The organism is Paraburkholderia heleia NBRC 101817 (assembly GCF_000739775.1).
GTDB classification, from domain to species: domain Bacteria; phylum Pseudomonadota; class Gammaproteobacteria; order Burkholderiales; family Burkholderiaceae; genus Paraburkholderia; species Paraburkholderia heleia.
In genome coordinates, this window is the sequence record NZ_BBJH01000029.1 from 129,887 (window position 1) to 146,511 (window position 16,625).

Annotated in this window: 13 protein-coding genes; 2 read left to right on the forward strand and 11 right to left on the reverse strand. The window is 65.4% G+C overall.

Going from position 1 to position 16,625, the window contains the following annotated elements; all coding sequences use genetic code 11:
- Positions 1 to 23: 23 nt before the first annotated feature.
- The 6 genes from BHE01S_RS23505 to BHE01S_RS23530 all read right to left on the reverse strand — a co-directional run bounded on the left by BHE01S_RS23505 (position 24) and on the right by BHE01S_RS23530 (position 6,921).
- Positions 24 to 1,499 (reverse strand): amidase, encoded by a 1,476-nt coding sequence (locus BHE01S_RS23505; RefSeq protein WP_042268243.1) that lies wholly within the window; start codon positions 1,497 to 1,499, stop codon positions 24 to 26.
- Positions 1,500 to 1,619: 120 nt separating this feature from the next.
- Positions 1,620 to 3,131 carry an efflux transporter outer membrane subunit gene (locus BHE01S_RS23510; RefSeq protein WP_042268245.1) on the reverse strand — a complete coding sequence of 504 codons (1,512 nt, stop codon included), beginning with the start codon at positions 3,129 to 3,131 and terminating at the stop codon, positions 1,620 to 1,622.
- Between the two features lie 16 nt (positions 3,132 to 3,147).
- Positions 3,148 to 4,290, reverse strand: coding sequence for an ABC transporter permease (locus tag BHE01S_RS23515; RefSeq protein WP_042268247.1), 1,143 nt, complete (start codon positions 4,288 to 4,290; stop codon positions 3,148 to 3,150).
- A complete protein-coding gene (locus tag BHE01S_RS23520; protein WP_042268250.1) occupies positions 4,287 to 5,240 on the reverse strand; it encodes an ABC transporter ATP-binding protein in 954 nt (317 codons plus the stop codon). Before BHE01S_RS23520 ends, BHE01S_RS23515 begins: the two co-directional genes overlap by 4 nt.
- Entirely contained in the window at positions 5,237 to 6,187 is a 951-nt protein-coding gene (locus tag BHE01S_RS23525) for an HlyD family secretion protein (RefSeq protein ID WP_042268252.1), read from the reverse strand. Before BHE01S_RS23525 ends, BHE01S_RS23520 begins: the two co-directional genes overlap by 4 nt.
- Positions 6,184 to 6,921: a TetR/AcrR family transcriptional regulator gene (locus BHE01S_RS23530; RefSeq protein WP_042268254.1), complete on the reverse strand. Its 738-nt coding sequence runs from the start codon at positions 6,919 to 6,921 to the stop codon at positions 6,184 to 6,186. The genes BHE01S_RS23525 and BHE01S_RS23530 overlap by 4 nt, the downstream gene beginning before the upstream one ends.
- Positions 6,922 to 7,098: 177 nt before the next feature.
- Between BHE01S_RS23530 and BHE01S_RS23535 the strand changes: the two genes are divergently transcribed.
- Positions 7,099 to 7,701 carry a response regulator transcription factor gene (locus tag BHE01S_RS23535; protein ID WP_042268313.1) on the forward strand — a complete coding sequence of 201 codons (603 nt, stop codon included), beginning with the start codon at positions 7,099 to 7,101 and terminating at the stop codon, positions 7,699 to 7,701.
- 112 nt (positions 7,702 to 7,813) lie between these two features.
- Here the strand turns inward: BHE01S_RS23535 and acnA are convergent, their stop codons facing one another.
- The 5 genes from acnA to BHE01S_RS23560 all read right to left on the reverse strand — a co-directional run bounded on the left by acnA (position 7,814) and on the right by BHE01S_RS23560 (position 15,086).
- Positions 7,814 to 10,531 (reverse strand): aconitate hydratase AcnA, encoded by a 2,718-nt coding sequence (gene acnA, locus BHE01S_RS23540; RefSeq protein WP_042268256.1) that lies wholly within the window; start codon positions 10,529 to 10,531, stop codon positions 7,814 to 7,816.
- A gap of 76 nt (positions 10,532 to 10,607) precedes the next feature.
- On the reverse strand, positions 10,608 to 12,059 hold the full coding sequence (locus tag BHE01S_RS23545) for a bifunctional 2-methylcitrate dehydratase/aconitate hydratase (protein ID WP_042268258.1): 1,452 nt from the start codon (positions 12,057 to 12,059) through the stop codon (positions 10,608 to 10,610).
- Between the two features lie 19 nt (positions 12,060 to 12,078).
- Entirely contained in the window at positions 12,079 to 12,600 is a 522-nt protein-coding gene (locus tag BHE01S_RS23550) for a hypothetical protein (protein ID WP_042268261.1), read from the reverse strand.
- A 287-nt stretch (positions 12,601 to 12,887) separates the two neighbouring features.
- Complete coding sequence (locus BHE01S_RS23555) at positions 12,888 to 13,901, reverse strand: HpcH/HpaI aldolase/citrate lyase family protein (RefSeq protein WP_042268263.1); 1,014 nt, start codon at positions 13,899 to 13,901, stop codon at positions 12,888 to 12,890.
- A gap of 198 nt (positions 13,902 to 14,099) precedes the next feature.
- Entirely contained in the window at positions 14,100 to 15,086 is a 987-nt protein-coding gene (locus BHE01S_RS23560) for a malate dehydrogenase (RefSeq protein ID WP_042268265.1), read from the reverse strand.
- A 602-nt stretch (positions 15,087 to 15,688) separates the two neighbouring features.
- Between BHE01S_RS23560 and BHE01S_RS23565 the strand changes: the two genes are divergently transcribed.
- Positions 15,689 to 16,486: a GntR family transcriptional regulator gene (locus tag BHE01S_RS23565; RefSeq protein WP_042268315.1), complete on the forward strand. Its 798-nt coding sequence runs from the start codon at positions 15,689 to 15,691 to the stop codon at positions 16,484 to 16,486.
- The last annotated feature ends 139 nt before the right edge of the window (positions 16,487 to 16,625 follow it).

The window sequence follows — 16,625 nt, forward strand, 5'->3', positions numbered from 1 at the left end:
CGCTGCCTTTTGGCTTGTGCGCGTTACGCCTGAAGCAGCGGCGGCACACGCCGCTTGACCCACTGCGTGGCGCGATCGTACGCGTGGGCGAGTTGCAGTACCTGGAGATCCGCGCGCGGCTTGCCGATCACCTGCAGCCCCATCGGCAGGCCTTGTGCATTGAAGCCCGCAGGCACGCTGATGACCGGCAGCCCCGCGAGACTGGCGCCGATCACGACTTCCATCCAGCGGTGATAGGTGTCCATCGTGCGGCCCGCGATCGACTTTGGCCAGTGCTCGTTCGCGTCGAACGGGAAGAGCTGGGCGCTGGGCAGCACGAGGTAGTCGTAACGCTCGAAGAGCGCGAGCAGCGCGTGGTACCACTGGCTGCGCGTGACCGTGGCGTTCCACACGTCTTCGCCCGAGAGCTTCAGGCCGCCTTCCACTTCCCATTGCGCTTCCGGCTTGAGCAGCGCGCGCTTTTCCGGATCGCGATAAAGCGCGCCCAGCGTGCCTGCGCACGAGAAATGGCGCAGCGTGAGCCAGGTTTGCCACAGGCGTTCCATCCGGAAGTCGGGGCGTGCGGCCTCGACCTTGCAGCCTGTCGATTCGAAGTCCTTGAGCGCCGTTTCGCAAAGCGCGAGCACGCCGTCTTCCATCGGCAGATAGCCGTCGTAATCGCCTAGCCAACCGATGCGCGCGCAATCAAAGTCGCGTTCGAGCGAGCCCGCGAACTGCGCAGGATCTTCGGCCATGGAAAGCGGAGCACGCGCGTCGTAGCCCGCCTGGGTGGAAAGGAGCATCGCGAGGTCGGGTACGTTGCGGGCCATCGGTCCCGCGTAGCCGAGCTGGTGGAAGAACAGGTCGTGCGCAGGCACGGAGGGCACGCGCCCTTGCGACGGACGAAAGCCGAACACGTTGTTCCACCCGGCGGGATTGCGCAGCGATCCCATCATGTCGCTGCCGTCCGCCACGGGCAGCATGCGCAGCGCAAGCGCCACGGCCGTGCCGCCGCTGCTGCCTCCTGCGCTGCGCGTGGGGTCGTAGGCGTTGAGCGTGGTGCCGAAGACCGTGTTGTAGGTGTTCGAGCCAAGGCCGAATTCCGGCGTGTTCGTCTTGCCGATGAAAATCGCGCCCTGTGCGCGCATGCGCGCGGCCATCAGGGAATCGGCTGCGGGCACTTCGTTGCGGAACAGCGGCGAGCCTTGCGTGCACGGGACGCCGGCCGTGGCCGTGAGGTCCTTCGGCGCTTGCGGCATGCCGTGCATCCAGCCCAGGTATTCGCCGCGCGCGAGCTGGGCGTCGCGAGCGCCCGCCTCGGCGAGCAGCGTGGCGCGCTCGCGCAGCGAGACGATGGCGTTGGCCGGTGTATTCACACGCTCGATATGATCGAGAAACGCGCTCATCACCTCGCGGCAGGAGACCTGGCGCAGGCGTATCCATTCCGAAAGCTCAAATGCCTCGGCCGCGACGAGATCGTTGGGGGACAGTCTTGCGGGGGACAGCGATGCCGGGTTCATACGTGTCTCTCGTTTGCGGATGGAGCAGCGGGAGGGTCATTGTCGCGCAGTCGCGGCGCAGACGAAAGGAAACGAATGGTTGCCGCAGCGGGCTGCCGGTTGCCGTCCGGGGCGGCCGGCTTACCGGACGGGCGCGCTGGGCGCCGATGCGTCGTTGCCTTGCGCGGGCGGCGCGGTACCGGGAAGCGGCGCGCCACCGAGGGCTTGATAGAGCGCCGCGGTGTCGGTTAGCCGATCCGCATGGACGCGCGAGCGGTCGAGCGTAGTCTGAAGCGCCTGGCGTTGCGCATCGATCAACGCAAACTCGCTCACGCCGCCTGCGTTGTAGCGCGTTTGTGCGATCGCCGCGTTGGCCTGCGCCTCCCGCGCGGCGTCGTCGCGCGCCTGCAGTTCGGTCGCATCGTTCTGGAGCGCCTGGAGCGAGTCGGCGACCTGCTGCAACGCCTGCAGGACCGTCTGCCGATAATCGGCGAAAGCGGCTTCATAGGCGGCTTCCGACGCGCGTTTCTTCGCGCGCAATTCGCCGCCATGGAACAGCGGCTGGGTGAGGCCGAGTCCGACATTCCAGATGTTCAGTCCGCTGATGACGTCTTCGATATGCGTGCGCTGCGACCCGATGCTCGCCGAGAGCGAGATCTGCGGATAGAGGTTCGCAGTCGCCACGCCCACGTTCGCGCCGGCCTGGTGCAGCAGCGCCTCGGCGGCACGTATGTCGGGACGCTCGCGGGCCAGCGTGGAAGGCACGGTGAGCGAGACCGTATCAGGCAGATGCAGTGTATCGAGAGAAAGGGCGTCGAGCGGCGCGGCGAACTGCGCAGGCGCGACGCCCAGCAGGGTGGCGAGCTGATGCTCCGCAGCCGCGCGCTGCGTTTCGAGCGGCGGCAGCGAGGCGCGCGTTTGCGCGAGCAGGGTGCGCTGGCTGTGCACGTCGATCTGCGCCACGCCGCCGGCCGAGTAGCGCGCTTGCATGATCGCGAGCTGGCGTGCCTGCGTCTGCGCGAGCTGCGTGGTGAGGTCGATCTGGCGCTGCAGCGAGGCGCGGCGGATGGCGGTGGACACCACGTTGGCGGCTATCGTCAGGCGCGCCGCCTCCATTTCGTACGCCTGATAATCGACCTGCGCGAGCGTGGATTCCAGTGCGCGACGGTTAGCGCCGAACAGGTCGAATACGTACGAGACGCCGACCGAAGCGTTGTAAAGCGTGAACGGCGGCGGGTTCGGCACTTGTGTGATGCCGAAGGCGGCGAGATCGACCTTCTGGCGCGTGCCGGAGAGTTTCAGATCGACGGCGGGAAAGTTCGTCGCGCCTGCCTGCGCGTTGTAGTTTTCGCGCGCTTCTACGAGTCTGGCGCGCGCCGAGTCGAGCGTGGGGCTCGCGCGCAAGGCCTGATCGACGAGTTCGTTCAACTGCATGCTGCCAAATTGTGTCCACCAGTCGTTTGGCGCGTGCGCTGCGGCCGTGAAGGTTTGCGCGCCGCCGCCGGGGCCGGCGGTGCCGGCGGTGGACACCGGCACGGGCTCGCGCGTCCAGCCCGTGGCAGCGGGCGCGGCGGGCGGGTGGAAATCGGGGCCCACGGTGCAGCCCGCGAGCATGAGCACAAACAGGAAGGCAAGGGCGGCGTCGCGTGTCATGGTCGTGTGCCTCGCGCTAGTCGAGCGTGCGCCGGTAAAAGCGCACGGCAATCGCCATGACCGCGACCGTGAATATGGCAAGCGGCCACACCGCGGGCCACAGGTCGGTCCAGCCGTTGCCCTTGAGCAGGATGCCGCGCACGAGGCGGTTGAAATACGTGAGCGGCAGCAGGTTGCCGAGCCACTGCGCCCAGCGCGGCATGCCGCCGAACGGGAACATGAAGCCGGAGAGCAGCAGGCTTGGCAGGAAATAGAACATCGTCAGCTGCATGGCCTGCAACTGGTTCTGCGCGAGCGACGACAGCGTGATGCCCACGGTGAGATTCGCGGCGATGAACAGCAGCGCCGCAAGATAGAGCGTGACGAGACCGCCCGCGAACGGTACGTGAAATACGTAGCGCGCCGCGAGCACGATGATGGTCGCCTGGATCAGCCCGATCGCCACGTACGGAATGATCTTGCCCGTCATCACCTCGATGGGCAGCACCGGCGTGGCGAGCAGGTTCTCCATCGTGCCGCGCTCGCGCTCGCGCGTGATGGCGAGGCCCGTCATCATCACCATCGTCATCGTGAGGATCACGCCCATGAGTCCGGGCACGACGTTGTATTGCGTGATGCCCTCCGGGTTGTAGAGCCGGTGCACCTGCACGTCGAACGCGGCGGGCGTGCCGTTCAGATGCGCGAGCGGGCCGGTGAGGTCTTTCGCGGCCACGGGCGCGACAAGCCCGGGCAGCGCCGCGAGCGCGGTGGTGATGGCAGTGGGGTCGCTCGCGTCGGCTTCGACAAGCAGCGAGGGTCTTTCGCCGCGCAGCAGGCGCCGCGAGAAATCGACAGGAATGCTGAGCACGAACTGCACCGTGCCGCGCGCGAGCGCATGACGCGCCGAGGCTTCGTCGGGCAACGTTTCGACCACGTCGAAATAGGCGGAATTACGCATGCCCGCGACGAAGCTGCGGGCGAACACGCTGTCCTCGCCCACGACGATCGCGGTGGGCAAATGTTTCGGGTCGGTGTTGATTGCATAGCCGAACAGCGTGAGCTGGATGATCGGCAGGCCAACGATCATCGCGAACGTGATGCGGTCGCGCTTGAGCTGCAGGAACTCCTTGAGCACGATGCTCCACCAGCGCGCCACGGAAAACGGGAACGACGCGCTCACGACACGACTCCGTAATTGTCCTGAGCATGGCTCATCAGGTAGATAAACACATCTTCGAGACCGGTGTCGATGCGCTCCGAGCGCAGGGGCTGGCCTTCTACGGCGCGCTCGACCGCTTTGGCCAGCGCGGCATGATCGCGTCCGCTCGCATGCAGCGCCGAGCCGAACACCACCGTCTGGTCGATGCCTGGCGCTTCGCGTAACTGCGCGGCGAGCGCGCTGAGCCGCTCGCCATGAATCGCCCACGTTTCGAGGTTCTGTTCGGCGATCACCTCGGCGGCGGTGCCCTGCGTGAGCAGCTTGCCGTAGGCGATATAGGCGAGCTTGTGGCAGCGCTCGGCTTCGTCCATGTAATGCGTGCTCACGAGCACCGAAATGCCCCGCGCGGCGAGCCGGTGCAACTCCTCCCAGAAGTCGCGGCGCGCGGTGGGATCCACGCCCGCAGTCGGTTCGTCGAGCAGCAGCAATTCGGGCTCGTGCAGCATGCAGGCCGCGAGCGCGAGCCTCTGCTTCCAGCCGCCCGAGAGCGCACCCGTGAGCTGGCCCGCGCGGCTTGCGAGCCCGAGCGATTCGAGCGCTCGGTCGACGGCTTCGCGGCGGTTGCGCATCTGGTAGATGCGCGCAACGAAGTCGAGGTTCTCGCGGATCGTCAGGTCTTCCCAGTACGAGAAACGCTGCGTCATGTAGCCCACGTGACGCTTGATCTGCGCGCTCTCGCGCAGGATGTCGTAGCCGAGGCAGGTGCCCGAGCCGGAATCGGGCGTGAGCAGCCCGCACATGAGCCGGATCGACGTGGTCTTGCCGCTGCCGTTCGGGCCGAGAAAGCCGAAGATCTCGCCGCGCGCCACACGCAGCGACACGTCGTTCACGACGTGCTTGCTGCCGAAACGCTTGTTGAGATTGCGCACGTCGATGGCGTAGTCGCCGGCAGGCCGATCAGGTGTGCTCATTGCAGCGTCACCTCGACCGGCTGACCCGGATGCAGCTTCACGGCGTCTTCTGCAGAAGGCCGGGCCTCGATCATGAAAACGAGCTTCGCGCGGTTCTCGTTGCTGTAGATGACGGGCGGCGTATATTCGGCGGCGTTCGAAATCCACGTGATGGTGGCCGGGATCCGGGCGGCGCAGCCGTCGCAGCGCACGTTCACCTTGCGGCCCGGCGCGAGCGATCCGACGATCGTTTCGGGCACGAAAAAGCGCACCTTCACGTTCTGCGGCGGCAACATCTGCACGACGGGGCTGCCCGCCTGCACCCACTCGCCTACGCGAAACAGCGTGTCGTAGACGAGGCCGCCGCTCGGCACGCTCACGCGCTTCTGGTCGAGCCGCCACTGCGCCTGCGCGAGCGAGGCGCGCGCGGCCTCGACGTCGGCGGCCTGGGCCGCGATTTGCGCGGTTCGTCCCGGCAGATTGGCCACGCGCACCTGGTTTTGCAGTTCGCGCACCTGCGCGGCCGTGGAGGCGGCTTGCGCACGCGAGTCGTCGAGCTGCGCCTGCGCAATGCCGCCTGCGCGCAGTTGCGCTTCGTCGCGCGTGAGCTGGAGCGCGGCCTTGCGCGCATTCGCCTCGGCCTGCGCGAGCTGCGCCTCGGTCACGCGCACTTCGGGCGGACGCTTGCCGGTCTGGAGGTCGGCGAGCTGCTGCTGTGCGGCCGTCAGGCGATGCTGCGCCTCGTCGCGCGCCGCCGCTTCCTCGACGGAGTCGAGCGCGAAGGCGGGCGCATGGGCGGCCACGGTTTGCCCGCGCTGCACTTCGAGGTGCGTGAGCGTGCCTGGCTGCGACGACGCGAGATAGACGTACTCGCCTTCGGCATAGCCCTGCCAGCCAGCCGGTCCATGCCGGGAACAGGCGGCGAGCACGAGCACCGCGGCGCACGTGCCGGCAATGCGGCGCTTCATGACGCGTCCTCCTTGCGGCCGGCAGTCGAGCCCGTCGCGCGGCGCGCGCGCGCGTCCTGCGGCGCAGGCCGCAAGGCCGCGCTCAACAGCGCGCTCACATGCCGATGCAGCGCCTCGCGCTCGATCTTCGGAAAGCCGCGCACACTTTGCCAGAGCTTCGAAGTGGCGAGCGGCAGCATGACGAGCGCGAGAATCGAGATGAAGAGCAGCGGCGCTTCCAGTTCGGCGTTGACGCTGCCGTCGCGCTGCGCCTCGTTGACGCGCGCCGCGAAGCGCTGCAACGGCTCGATGGGCAGCCGCTTGAGCATGCGCTCGCGCAGCAAGCCGCCTTCGTTGACGATTTCGCGCAGCCAGAGCGGCGGTAGCCAGGGCATGCGCGAGGTCACTTCGAAGAGCCGCGCGACCAGTTCTTCCACGAGCGCATGTGGGTCTTGCGCGAGATCCCCCCGGGCGCTGTCCACGCTTTCCCACACGAAGGCAATCGAGCGCGCAATGCGCTCTTCGACCACGGCGTCGAGCAGCTTTTCGCGGTTCGTGAAGTAGTAGTGGACCATGGCGGACGTCACGCCCGCGGCCTCGGCGATCTGCGCCATGGTGGTGGCCGCGATGCCCTGCTCGCCAAACAGTTGCGTGGCGCTGGCGAGCAGCCGCTCGCGCATGTCGAGGTCGGCGGCGGCGCGGCGTCGGCCGCGCGGGCGGGGCGCAGCGGCAGCGGTGCGGGCGCGCGTGATCATCGTTCTACTTTAATTCACGCATTAGTTAAATTCAAATCGCGTGCGCTGCGGGTTAACCCTGCGACAGTTCCCTGCGGGTTCTTTCAGAACTTTCCTATATAAAAATGCTCGCGTGGCGTTCAGGCTGTGAGATTCACGCTGAAGGGATAAACAAGTCACGCCATCATGGAACAGAAAATGAAGCGCGTCGTCGTCATCGACGACCATCCGATTGTGCGGAAGATGCTCGCCAACGTACTCAATACGGAGTACGAGCTGGTAGGCGAGTGCAGCGACGGCGAAGCGGGCCTGCAGCTCGTACAGGATCTGCGTCCCGATCTGGCGATTCTCGACCTCGAGTTGCCGAAGCTCGACGGCCTTTCCGTCATCCGCGGCATTCGCGCGCAGCAGCCCGGCGCGCGCATTCTCGTGCTCTCTGCGAAGCCCGAGCTGGTCATGGCCAATCACACGCGTATCGCGGGCGCGAACGGCTATGTCAACAAGAATCGCGGCGTGGAGGAACTGTGCGGGGTGGTCAGGGCGGTATTGCTCGGCTACGACTGCTTCCCGGCGGGCAGCTGCGGCGGCGGCCGCGACGTGGCGCTCAACGGGCTGTCGCCTCGCGAAGTCGAAGTCCTGCAGTATCTCGCGCGCGGTTTGAGCAACAAGGGTATCGCGGCACGGCTCGGGCTTTCAGATAAAACCATCAGCACCTATAAGACTCGCGTGCTGGACAAGCTCGGCGTCTCGTCACTTGCGGCGCTGATCGAGTTTGCGACGTTGAACAAGCTGATCGAATAGCGCGACCCAAAGCACAGTCGAAAAAAAAGCCCGACTTACGCCGGGCTCCAAGTGTGACCGCACCCGTTGCCGGGCGCGGCACCTGCAAAAAACTGCGTACTTAAGCCGCGAGTCAGGCGGCCAGAAGCGAGCGCAGCACGAACGGCAGAATACCGCCGTGCTTGTAGTAGTCGACTTCGATCGGCGTATCGATGCGCAGCAGCACCTGCACGCGCTGATCCTTGCCGTCCTTGTGGTGGATCACAAGCGTCAGGTCCTGTTGCGGCTTGAAGTCGTCCGTCAGGCCTTCGATATCGAACGTTTCTTCGCCCGTCAGGCCGAGCGACTGAACGCTGTCCGCACCCTTGAACTGCAGCGGCAGAACGCCCATGCCGACGAGGTTCGAGCGGTGGATACGCTCGAAGCTGCGTGCGACCACGGCCTTCACGCCCAGCAGCTGCGTGCCCTTGGCTGCCCAGTCGCGCGACGAGCCCGTGCCGTACTCTTCGCCTGCGAACACCATGGTCGGCGTGCCGGCGTCGATGTACTTCATGGCGGCGTCGTAAATCGACAGCTGTTCGCCGCTCGGCTGGTGGATCGTCAGGCCGCCTTCCACGCGCGTGCCGTCGGCCTTCGCCGGAATCATCAGGTTCTTGATCCGCACGTTCGCGAAGGTGCCGCGCATCATCACGTCGTGGTTGCCGCGGCGCGAGCCGTAGCTGTTGAAGTCGGCCTTCTGCACGCCGTTTTCCTTCAGCCATTTGCCTGCGGGCGAGTCTTCCTTGATCGAGCCAGCCGGGCTGATGTGGTCGGTCGTGACCGAGTCGCCGAAGATGCCCAGTGCGCGTGCGCCCTTGATCTCGGGCACTGCCGACGACGGCGTCATCGAAAAGTCGCTGCCGAAGAACGGCGGCTCGGCGATGTAGGTCGACTTCGGCCAGTCGTAGACCTGACCTTCTTCGCCTTCGATCTTGCTCCACAGGTCGCCCTTCTTCGTGAGCTGGCTGTAGTTCTTCTGGAACGCCTCCGGATCGAGCGCGAACTTGAGCAGCGCGTTGACTTCGTCGCTCGTCGGCCAGATGTCGCCGAGGTAGATGTCGCGGCCGCCCTTGCCCTTGCCCACCGGTTCCGTCATCAGGTCGCGCGTGATGTTGCCCGCGATCGCGTAAGCGACGACCAGCGGCGGCGAGGCCAGGAAGTTCGCGCGGATGTTCGGGTGGATACGCGCTTCGAAGTTACGGTTGCCCGAGAGCACCGCAGCCGCGACGACGTCGTTCTTGACGATCGATTCGTTCAGCTCGGGCGTCAGGTCGCCGGCGTTGCCGATACAGGTCGTGCAGCCGTATGCCGCGAGTTCGAAGCCGAGCTTCGAGAGGTACGGCAGCAGGCCCGTCTTCGTCAGGTATTCCGTGACGATGCGCGATCCCGGCGCGAGCGACGTCTTGATGTGCGGCGCGACCGTCAGGCCCGCTTCCACGGCCTTCTTCGCGAGCAGACCGGCGGCCAGCAGCACGCTCGGGTTCGACGTGTTGGTGCACGACGTGATCGCGGCGATCAGCACGTCGCCGTTGTGCAGCTTGACCTTCTCGCCCGCCGCGTATTCGGCGGAGAGGTCGGCGGCCTTCTTGTTGAAGCCGTTTTCCGCGACCGGCTTCGAGAACAGGTCCGTGAAGGTCGACTTCACGTTGCCGATTTCGATGCGGTCCTGCGGGCGCTTCGGACCGGCCAGCGACGGCGCGACCGTGCCGAGGTCGAGCGTGAGCGTCTTCGTGTAGTCGATGTCGCCGGCCTTCGGCACGCCGAAGAGATCCTGGGCCTTGAAGTAGTTCTCGAATGCCGAGATTTCGGCTTGCGTGCGGCCCGTGCCCTTGAAGTAGTCGATCGTCTTTTCGTCGACCGGGAAGAAGCCCATCGTCGCGCCGTATTCCGGCGCCATGTTGCCGATGGTCGCGCGGTCGGGCACGCCGATCGACGCCGTGCCTTCGCCGAAGAACTCGACGAACTTGCCGACCACCTTCTCCTTGCGCAGCATTTCGGTGATGGTCAGCACGAGGTCGGTTGCCGTGCAGCCTTCGCGCAGCTTGCCCTTGAGCTCGACGCCCACCACATCGGGCGTGAGGAAGTACACCGGCTGGCCGAGCATGCCGGCTTCCGCTTCGATGCCGCCCACGCCCCAGCCCACCACGCCGATGCCGTTGATCATCGTGGTGTGGCTGTCGGTGCCGACGAGCGTGTCCGGGTAGTAGACGATGTCGCCGCCTTCGGTCTTCTTGTGCACGCCGCGCGCGAGGTATTCCAGGTTCACCTGGTGGACGATGCCGATGCCCGGCGGCACGACCTTGAACGTGTCGAACGCCTGCATGCCCCACTTCATGAACTGATAGCGCTCGTTGTTGCGCTGGAATTCCAGCTTCATGTTCAGGTCGAGCGCGTCCTTCTGGCGGAAGTAGTCGATCTGCACCGAGTGGTCGACGACGAGGTCCACCGGCACGAGCGGCTCGATGACCTTCGGATCTTTGCCGACCTGTTTGGCGACGCCGCGCATGGCGGCGATGTCGGCTAGCAGCGGCACGCCGGTGAAGTCCTGCAGCACGACGCGGGCGACGACAAACGGGATTTCGTCGACGCGCGAAGCATTCGGCTTCCAGTTCGCCAGTTGCTCGATGTGCTCTTCCGCGATCTTCTTGCCGTCGTAGTTACGCAGCACAGACTCGAGCACCAGACGGATCGAGACCGGCAGGCGATTGATCTTCACACCAAGCTGCTTGCCGAGTTGCGGCAGCGAGTAGAACTTGCCTTTGCCGGAACCGCTGTCGAATTCTTTTAGCGTTTTGTGGAGATTGTGGGCCATAGTGTTTTCCTTCGTTTAATCGCGGAAATAACGCTTACTGCTCGTTTGCTGCTGTCACTGTTACCTGCCTGATTGCTCAGATCACATACATGTCGACGTACTCGTTGACGCTCAGGGCGCAAAGCCGGGCCTCGTCGAGCGAGACGTCGAGAATCGCCTGCTGCTGCTTCGCGGGGAAGCGGCGCGCGAGGTTGATTCGAAACTTTTCTATCAGCAGCGGAATGCCTTCTTCGCGGCGCCGCTTGTGGCCGATCGGATACTCCACGACGACCTCGTCGAGCGTCGTGCCGTCGATGAGCTCTATGGTGAGCGCATTTGCGATCGCGCGCTTGTCCGGATCGTGATAATCCTTCGTGAACTGCGGGTCTTCCACGCATACCGTCTTCGCGCGCAGCGCGTCGATGCGCGGGTCGCTTGCGACTTCGTCTTCGTAGTCGGAGGCGGTGAGGCGGCCGAAGATCAGCGGCACGGCGACCATATACTGGATACAGTGATCGCGGTCGGCCGGGTTGGCAAGCGGGCCGCGCTTGTCGATGATGCGGATGGCCGCTTCATGCGTGCGGATGGTGATGCGCTTGATGTCCCCAGCCGTCCTGCCGCGCTGCGCGAGCACGCCGTGCAGCGTCATCGCGGCTTCGGCCGCGGTCTGTGCGTGGAATTCGGCGGGGAACGAAATCTTGAACAGCACGTTTTCCATCACATACGTGCCGTAGGGGCGCTGAAACCTGAACGGCCGCCCCTTGAACGAGACGTCGTAGAAGCCCCACGTTTTTGCCGTGAGCGCCGAGGGATAGCCCATCTCGCCCGTTTTCGCCATGAGCGCAAGACGCACGGCGCGCGAGGTGGCGTCGCCCGCGGCCCACGACTTGCGCGAGCCGGTGTTGGGCGCGTGGCGGTAGGTGCGCAGCGACTGGCCGTCGACCATCGCAAGCGTTACGGCGTTGATCAGCTCGTCGCGGGCGAGCCCGAGCAATTGTCCGACCACGGCCGTCGAGGCGAGCTTCACGAGCAGCACATGGTCGAGACCGACCTTGTTGAACGAGTTTTCCAGCGCAATGCAGCCCTGGATCTCGTGCGCCTTCACCATGCCTTCGAGCACGTGCTTCATGGTGAGCGGCGCTTTGCCCTGGGCGACGGCGGTGCGCGAGAGCCAGTCGGCGGTCGCGAGGATGCCGCCCAGGTTGTCCGACGGATGGCCCCATTCGGCGGCGAGCCATGTGTCGTTGAAGTCGAGCCAGCGGATCATCGCGCCGATGTTGAACGCGGCCTGAACCGGATCGAGCTGGAATGACGTGCCCGGCACCTTCGCGCCGTGCGGGACGATCGTGCCCGGCACGATCGGTCCCAGCAACTTGGTGCAGGCGGGGTAGGAGAGCGCCTCGAGTCCGCAGCCGAGGGTATCGATCAGGCAATGCCGGGCCGTCGTCAGCGCGAGTGCGCTGTCAACCCGGAAACCCAGTACGTAGTCGACGATATCGACCAGCACCTGGTCCGGCTGCGGCCTGACGTTGGAGATCAGGGCGGACATCGAGGCGATCCTGCGGGACTTACTGGCCCGCAGCGCCGCTGGCGGCTGCCGGAGCGCGGTTGGCCGGGTTCAGCGCCTGCGCCTGGGTCGGCGCCATTGCGCCTTGCTGCATTGCAACCGTCTTGCACTCGTCGGCCAGACGCGAGCTGTCCTTGTCCGAGAACAGCATGGCCTTGGTCGGGATCACGACGAGGTCGAGGCCGGTGGCGGCGTCGTGGAAGCGGTCGGCGCCCGTGGTCGTGACCTGGCGCGGCAGGTTGTAGTTCTTGTTCGCCCAGTGAACGGTGACGATCTGGTCACGTGCCATGTCGCCCTTCAGGTCGAATTGCGCCCCTTCCGCGCAGCTCCAGTGCTCCGAGCCTGCCGGGATCGGATCGACCTTCGCTTCCTTGGCCGGGTTGGCCTTGCGCTTGATGATGCGATGCTTCGGAGCCGGCTTTTTGGCCGTGGTCGACGTGCCTTGTGCGGCGGCGTCGGTGGCGGCCAGCATCAGCGTCGAGGACAGCGTGCCGATGACAGCGGCGATCAGCAGTTTCTTCATGAGTGTCAAACCTTTATCTATCTAAATGCGGTTGATCAGTGCGCGGTTGAACAGGCAACCGCCGTTTGCACGGCGCGCGCCCCGAAAGCGCGCAGCGGACGCTATTTTCACCTATTTATCGCCATGAGCTTCAATTTCTCCGGCCCGGTGTTGTTTGCAGCCTGGTTCGCAAGTAACTGCCTGTAACTGTCCGTGACTGCCGCCGCTGCGCTATGCGGTGCGAGATCCGCGTCGTCGTCGTGGCGCGATACGCTGAAAACGTTTTCTGCACCCATTCGCGGCGCGCATCAGGCCGACTCCTGCGCCAGCTCGCCCCGCGCGAACAGCGGCGCCGCTTCGGCCGGCAAGTCGCGGCCCGTGGCGCGCGCGCGACGCAGCACGGACCAGTAGTAGCGGTAGCTCGCGCGGTCGTGCAGCGTGTCGCCGTGGCGTGTCGGACCCCATTGGGCGTGTTGCGCGGCCAGCAGGATGTCGGCGGCCAGCGCGATTTCTTCGTCGCGCGGCGCGAAAGCGGCCACGATCGCGGGAATCTGTGCCGGGTGAATGCTCCACATGCGCGTGTAGCCGAACTCGTTGCGGGCGCGGCGCGCATCGTTCGCCACCACGTCCATGTCGCGCACCTCCGTACTCACGTTGTGCGAGGGCACGCGGCCGAACGCATGGCACGCGGCTGCGATTTCGAGCTTCGCGCGGCGCACGAGCGGGTGGTCGAACTGGCCGGGCGAGCGCATGGCCGTGTCGGGAATCGCGCCGTCGTGCGCGGAGACGAAGTCCATCAGCCCGAAGCTGAGCGACTCGACGCCGCGCAGCGCGGCGAGGTCGAACACGCGCGCGAGTGCGCCGTGCGTTTCGACGAGCAATTGAACGGGAATGGGCTTGTCGATGCCCATCTCGACGCGCGTGGCCTCGATGAATGCCGTCATTTCGGCGGCGTCGCCCACGGCCCGGATCTTCGGCAGGGTGATGAAGGCCGGCGCGCGTTTGGCGGCGCGCAGGATCATGCGCACGTCGTCGCGCCAGTGCGGGTGATGGAAATCGTGGATGCGCACGCCGACGCGGCCAAAGCGGTCGTGTTCGCCGCCGATGAACGACGCCGCGAGTTCGGCGTGTTCGGCTTCGCGGCCCACCTGCGCGCCGTCTTCGCAATCGAGCGTGATGTCGAATACCGGGCCCAGCTGCTGTTGCAGCGCGAGCGATTTGAGCATCAGCTTCTCACTGCCCGCGTAGTGGTCGCATGCGGGCAGGATGGCGGGCGGCGCTTCGCCGTCAAACAACACTTCGGCTGGCAGAATGGCGCGCATCTTCGGCGTCGGGAGTCGAGTTTTACAGGAGATACCGGATTCGGATGCGTCCTGCCGGCAAGGCGCATGCGGATCGGGGGGGGGGGCCGGGGCGGCCTGCGTAGGGGGCCCGCCCAAGGCGGCCTGCGGAGGCTGCACCGCGGCCCATAAAGCAGAACGGAACGGGCGTCAAACGCGCGTTCCGTTCGTACCGCCGGCTTACTTGCCGAGCAGGTGAGCCACGCCTTCGCGCTCTTCGAGCAGCTCGGCCAGCGTGCCGTCCATCTTCTCGCGCGAGAACGCGTCGATTTCGAGGCCTTCCACGCGCTTGTATTCGCCGTTTTCGCACGTCACCGGCACGCCGTAGATGATGTCTTCGGGGATGCCGTACGAGCCGTCCGACGGGATACCCATCGTGACCCACTTGCCGTTCGTGCCGAGGACCCAGTCGCGCACGTGGTCGATCGCTGCGTTGGCGGCCGAAGCTGCCGACGAGAGGCCGCGCGCTTCGATGATCGCCGCACCGCGCTTGCCGACCGTCGGGATGAACGTGTCGCGGTTCCACACGTCGTCGTTGATCAGCGCGTTGAGCGACTGGCCGTCGACGGTGGCGAAACGGAAGTCGGGATACATCGTCGGCGAGTGGTTGCCCCACACGGCGAGCTTCTCGATCGAAGCCACCGGCTTGCCCGACTTGGCGGCCAGTTGCGAGAGCGCGCGGTTGTGGTCCAGACGCAGCATGGCGGTGAAGTTCTTCTTCGGCAGATCCGGAGCCGACTTCATGGCGATGTAGGCGTTCGTGTTGGCCGGGTTGCCGACGACCAGCACCTTCACATCGCGGCTGGCGACGTCGTTCAGCGCCTTGCCCTGAACCGTGAAGATTTCGGCGTTGGCCGAGAGCAGGTCCTTACGCTCCATGCCCTTCGAGCGCGGACGTGCGCCAACCAGCAGGGCGACGTCGGCGTCCTTGAACGCGACCTTCGGGTCGTCGGTGATGACCACGCCCGCGAGCAGCGGGAATGCGCAGTCGTCCAGTTCCATCACGACGCCCTTGACGGCGGCTTGCGCTTGCGGCAGGTCGAGCAGTTGCAGGATGACGGGCTGATCCTTGCCGAGCAGGTCGCCATTCGCAATGCGGAACAGCAGGGAGTAAGCGATCTGACCTGCGGCGCCGGTGACGGCAACGCGCTTTGCGGGCTTAGCCATTGAAAATCTCCAGGAAGATGCGTTAGACGCCAGGGTAAAACGCCATTCTATATGCGCGATACACGAAGCGTAGGTGAAACAGGCGGTCTTTATCGCCGGCGTGCGCGCTTCACTGGAACAACCCTGACTGACAAGCCGTGAAGCGTGCGCCGCCGGCACGGACCACCGTGCCGGTAACCTGTGCAACATGGCAAGAGGTGAACGGGGCGCCCTTCGAGGAACGCCAGACGCTGGCCGCTTCGCGTGTGCCGACTCCTGCAACAGCTCGCTCGGGCTCTCCCACGAAACGCGCGGCGCGCAACGACTCACGCGCGCCGGCTGGGCGGATCGAAACCTCTACTGCGTTGACTGCGTGGGGAACAGCATCGTGCAAGGCGGCTCGCGGCGTATGCGCCACGAGGCGGATGTGGCCGGCGGTGTCTCCTCGTCATGCCGGTTTCATGTCCTGAAATTAGCATGCAGCCTGCCCGCAAACCCTTGCTCGATCGGGAGTGTAGAAGTCGACAGGATCAAAGTCAACCGTATCTTATGTCTTATATAAGACATAACTATTACAGGCAAAATGCTTGATGCGTAGGGGGGTTTATGTTGAAATGCGCGCCATGAGTGCAAACCCGGCCAGCAACGCGAATTCCACCGCTCCCGAGAGCGGGGTTCCGGCGTCTGCGCCCGCGGTGCCGCCGTCCCCGACCTTCAGTCCGCTTTACCAGCAGATCAAGGGGCTCATTACCCAGAGCCTCGAGTCCGGCGAATGGAAGCCCGGCGAAATCATCCCCAGCGAAGTCGAACTGGCCGCCCGATACAAGGTGAGCCAGGGGACCGTGCGCAAGGCGATCGACGAACTGGCTGCCGACAATCTGCTGGTGCGCCGCCAGGGCAAGGGCACGTTTGTTGCAACGCACAACGAAGAGCGCGCCCAGTTTCGCTTTCTCAGGTTACTCGCCGATGACGGCGCGGAGCACCCGCACGTGAGCAAGCTGCTCGAGTGCCGGCGCCTGCGCGCTTCGGCCGAGATCGCACGGCAACTGGACCTCAAGCCCGCGGATCCGGTGGTGCTGATCCGGCGTCTGCTGCAGTTCGACGGCGAGAGCACCGTGCTCGACGAAATCTGGCTGCCCGGCGGCGTGTTCCGCGGGCTCACGAGCGAGCGCCTCGCCGAGTACAAAGGCCCGCTCTACGCCATGTTCGAAGCGGAATTCGGCACGCGCATGATTCGTGCGACCGAGAAGATCCGCGCGGTGGCCGCGGAGCCCACCGTGGCCGACCTCCTCAAGGTGCCGGCAGGTTTTCCTTTGCTATCGGTCGAGCGCGTGTCCTATACCTATGGAGACCGGCCGGTCGAGGTACGCCGCGGATGGTATGTCACAACCGGGTACTACTATCAGAATGATTTGAGTTGACGGGCGACCGCGCAAAAGGCGCGGAGCCCTTCCCCAGAGTGCCTTTGCTTGCGCGCGCCACCAGCTGTATCCGAGGCGGGTTTCGCTGCAGCGCGATATGAAAAGGCGCTAAAATTGCGAATTAGTGTTAACACATAGT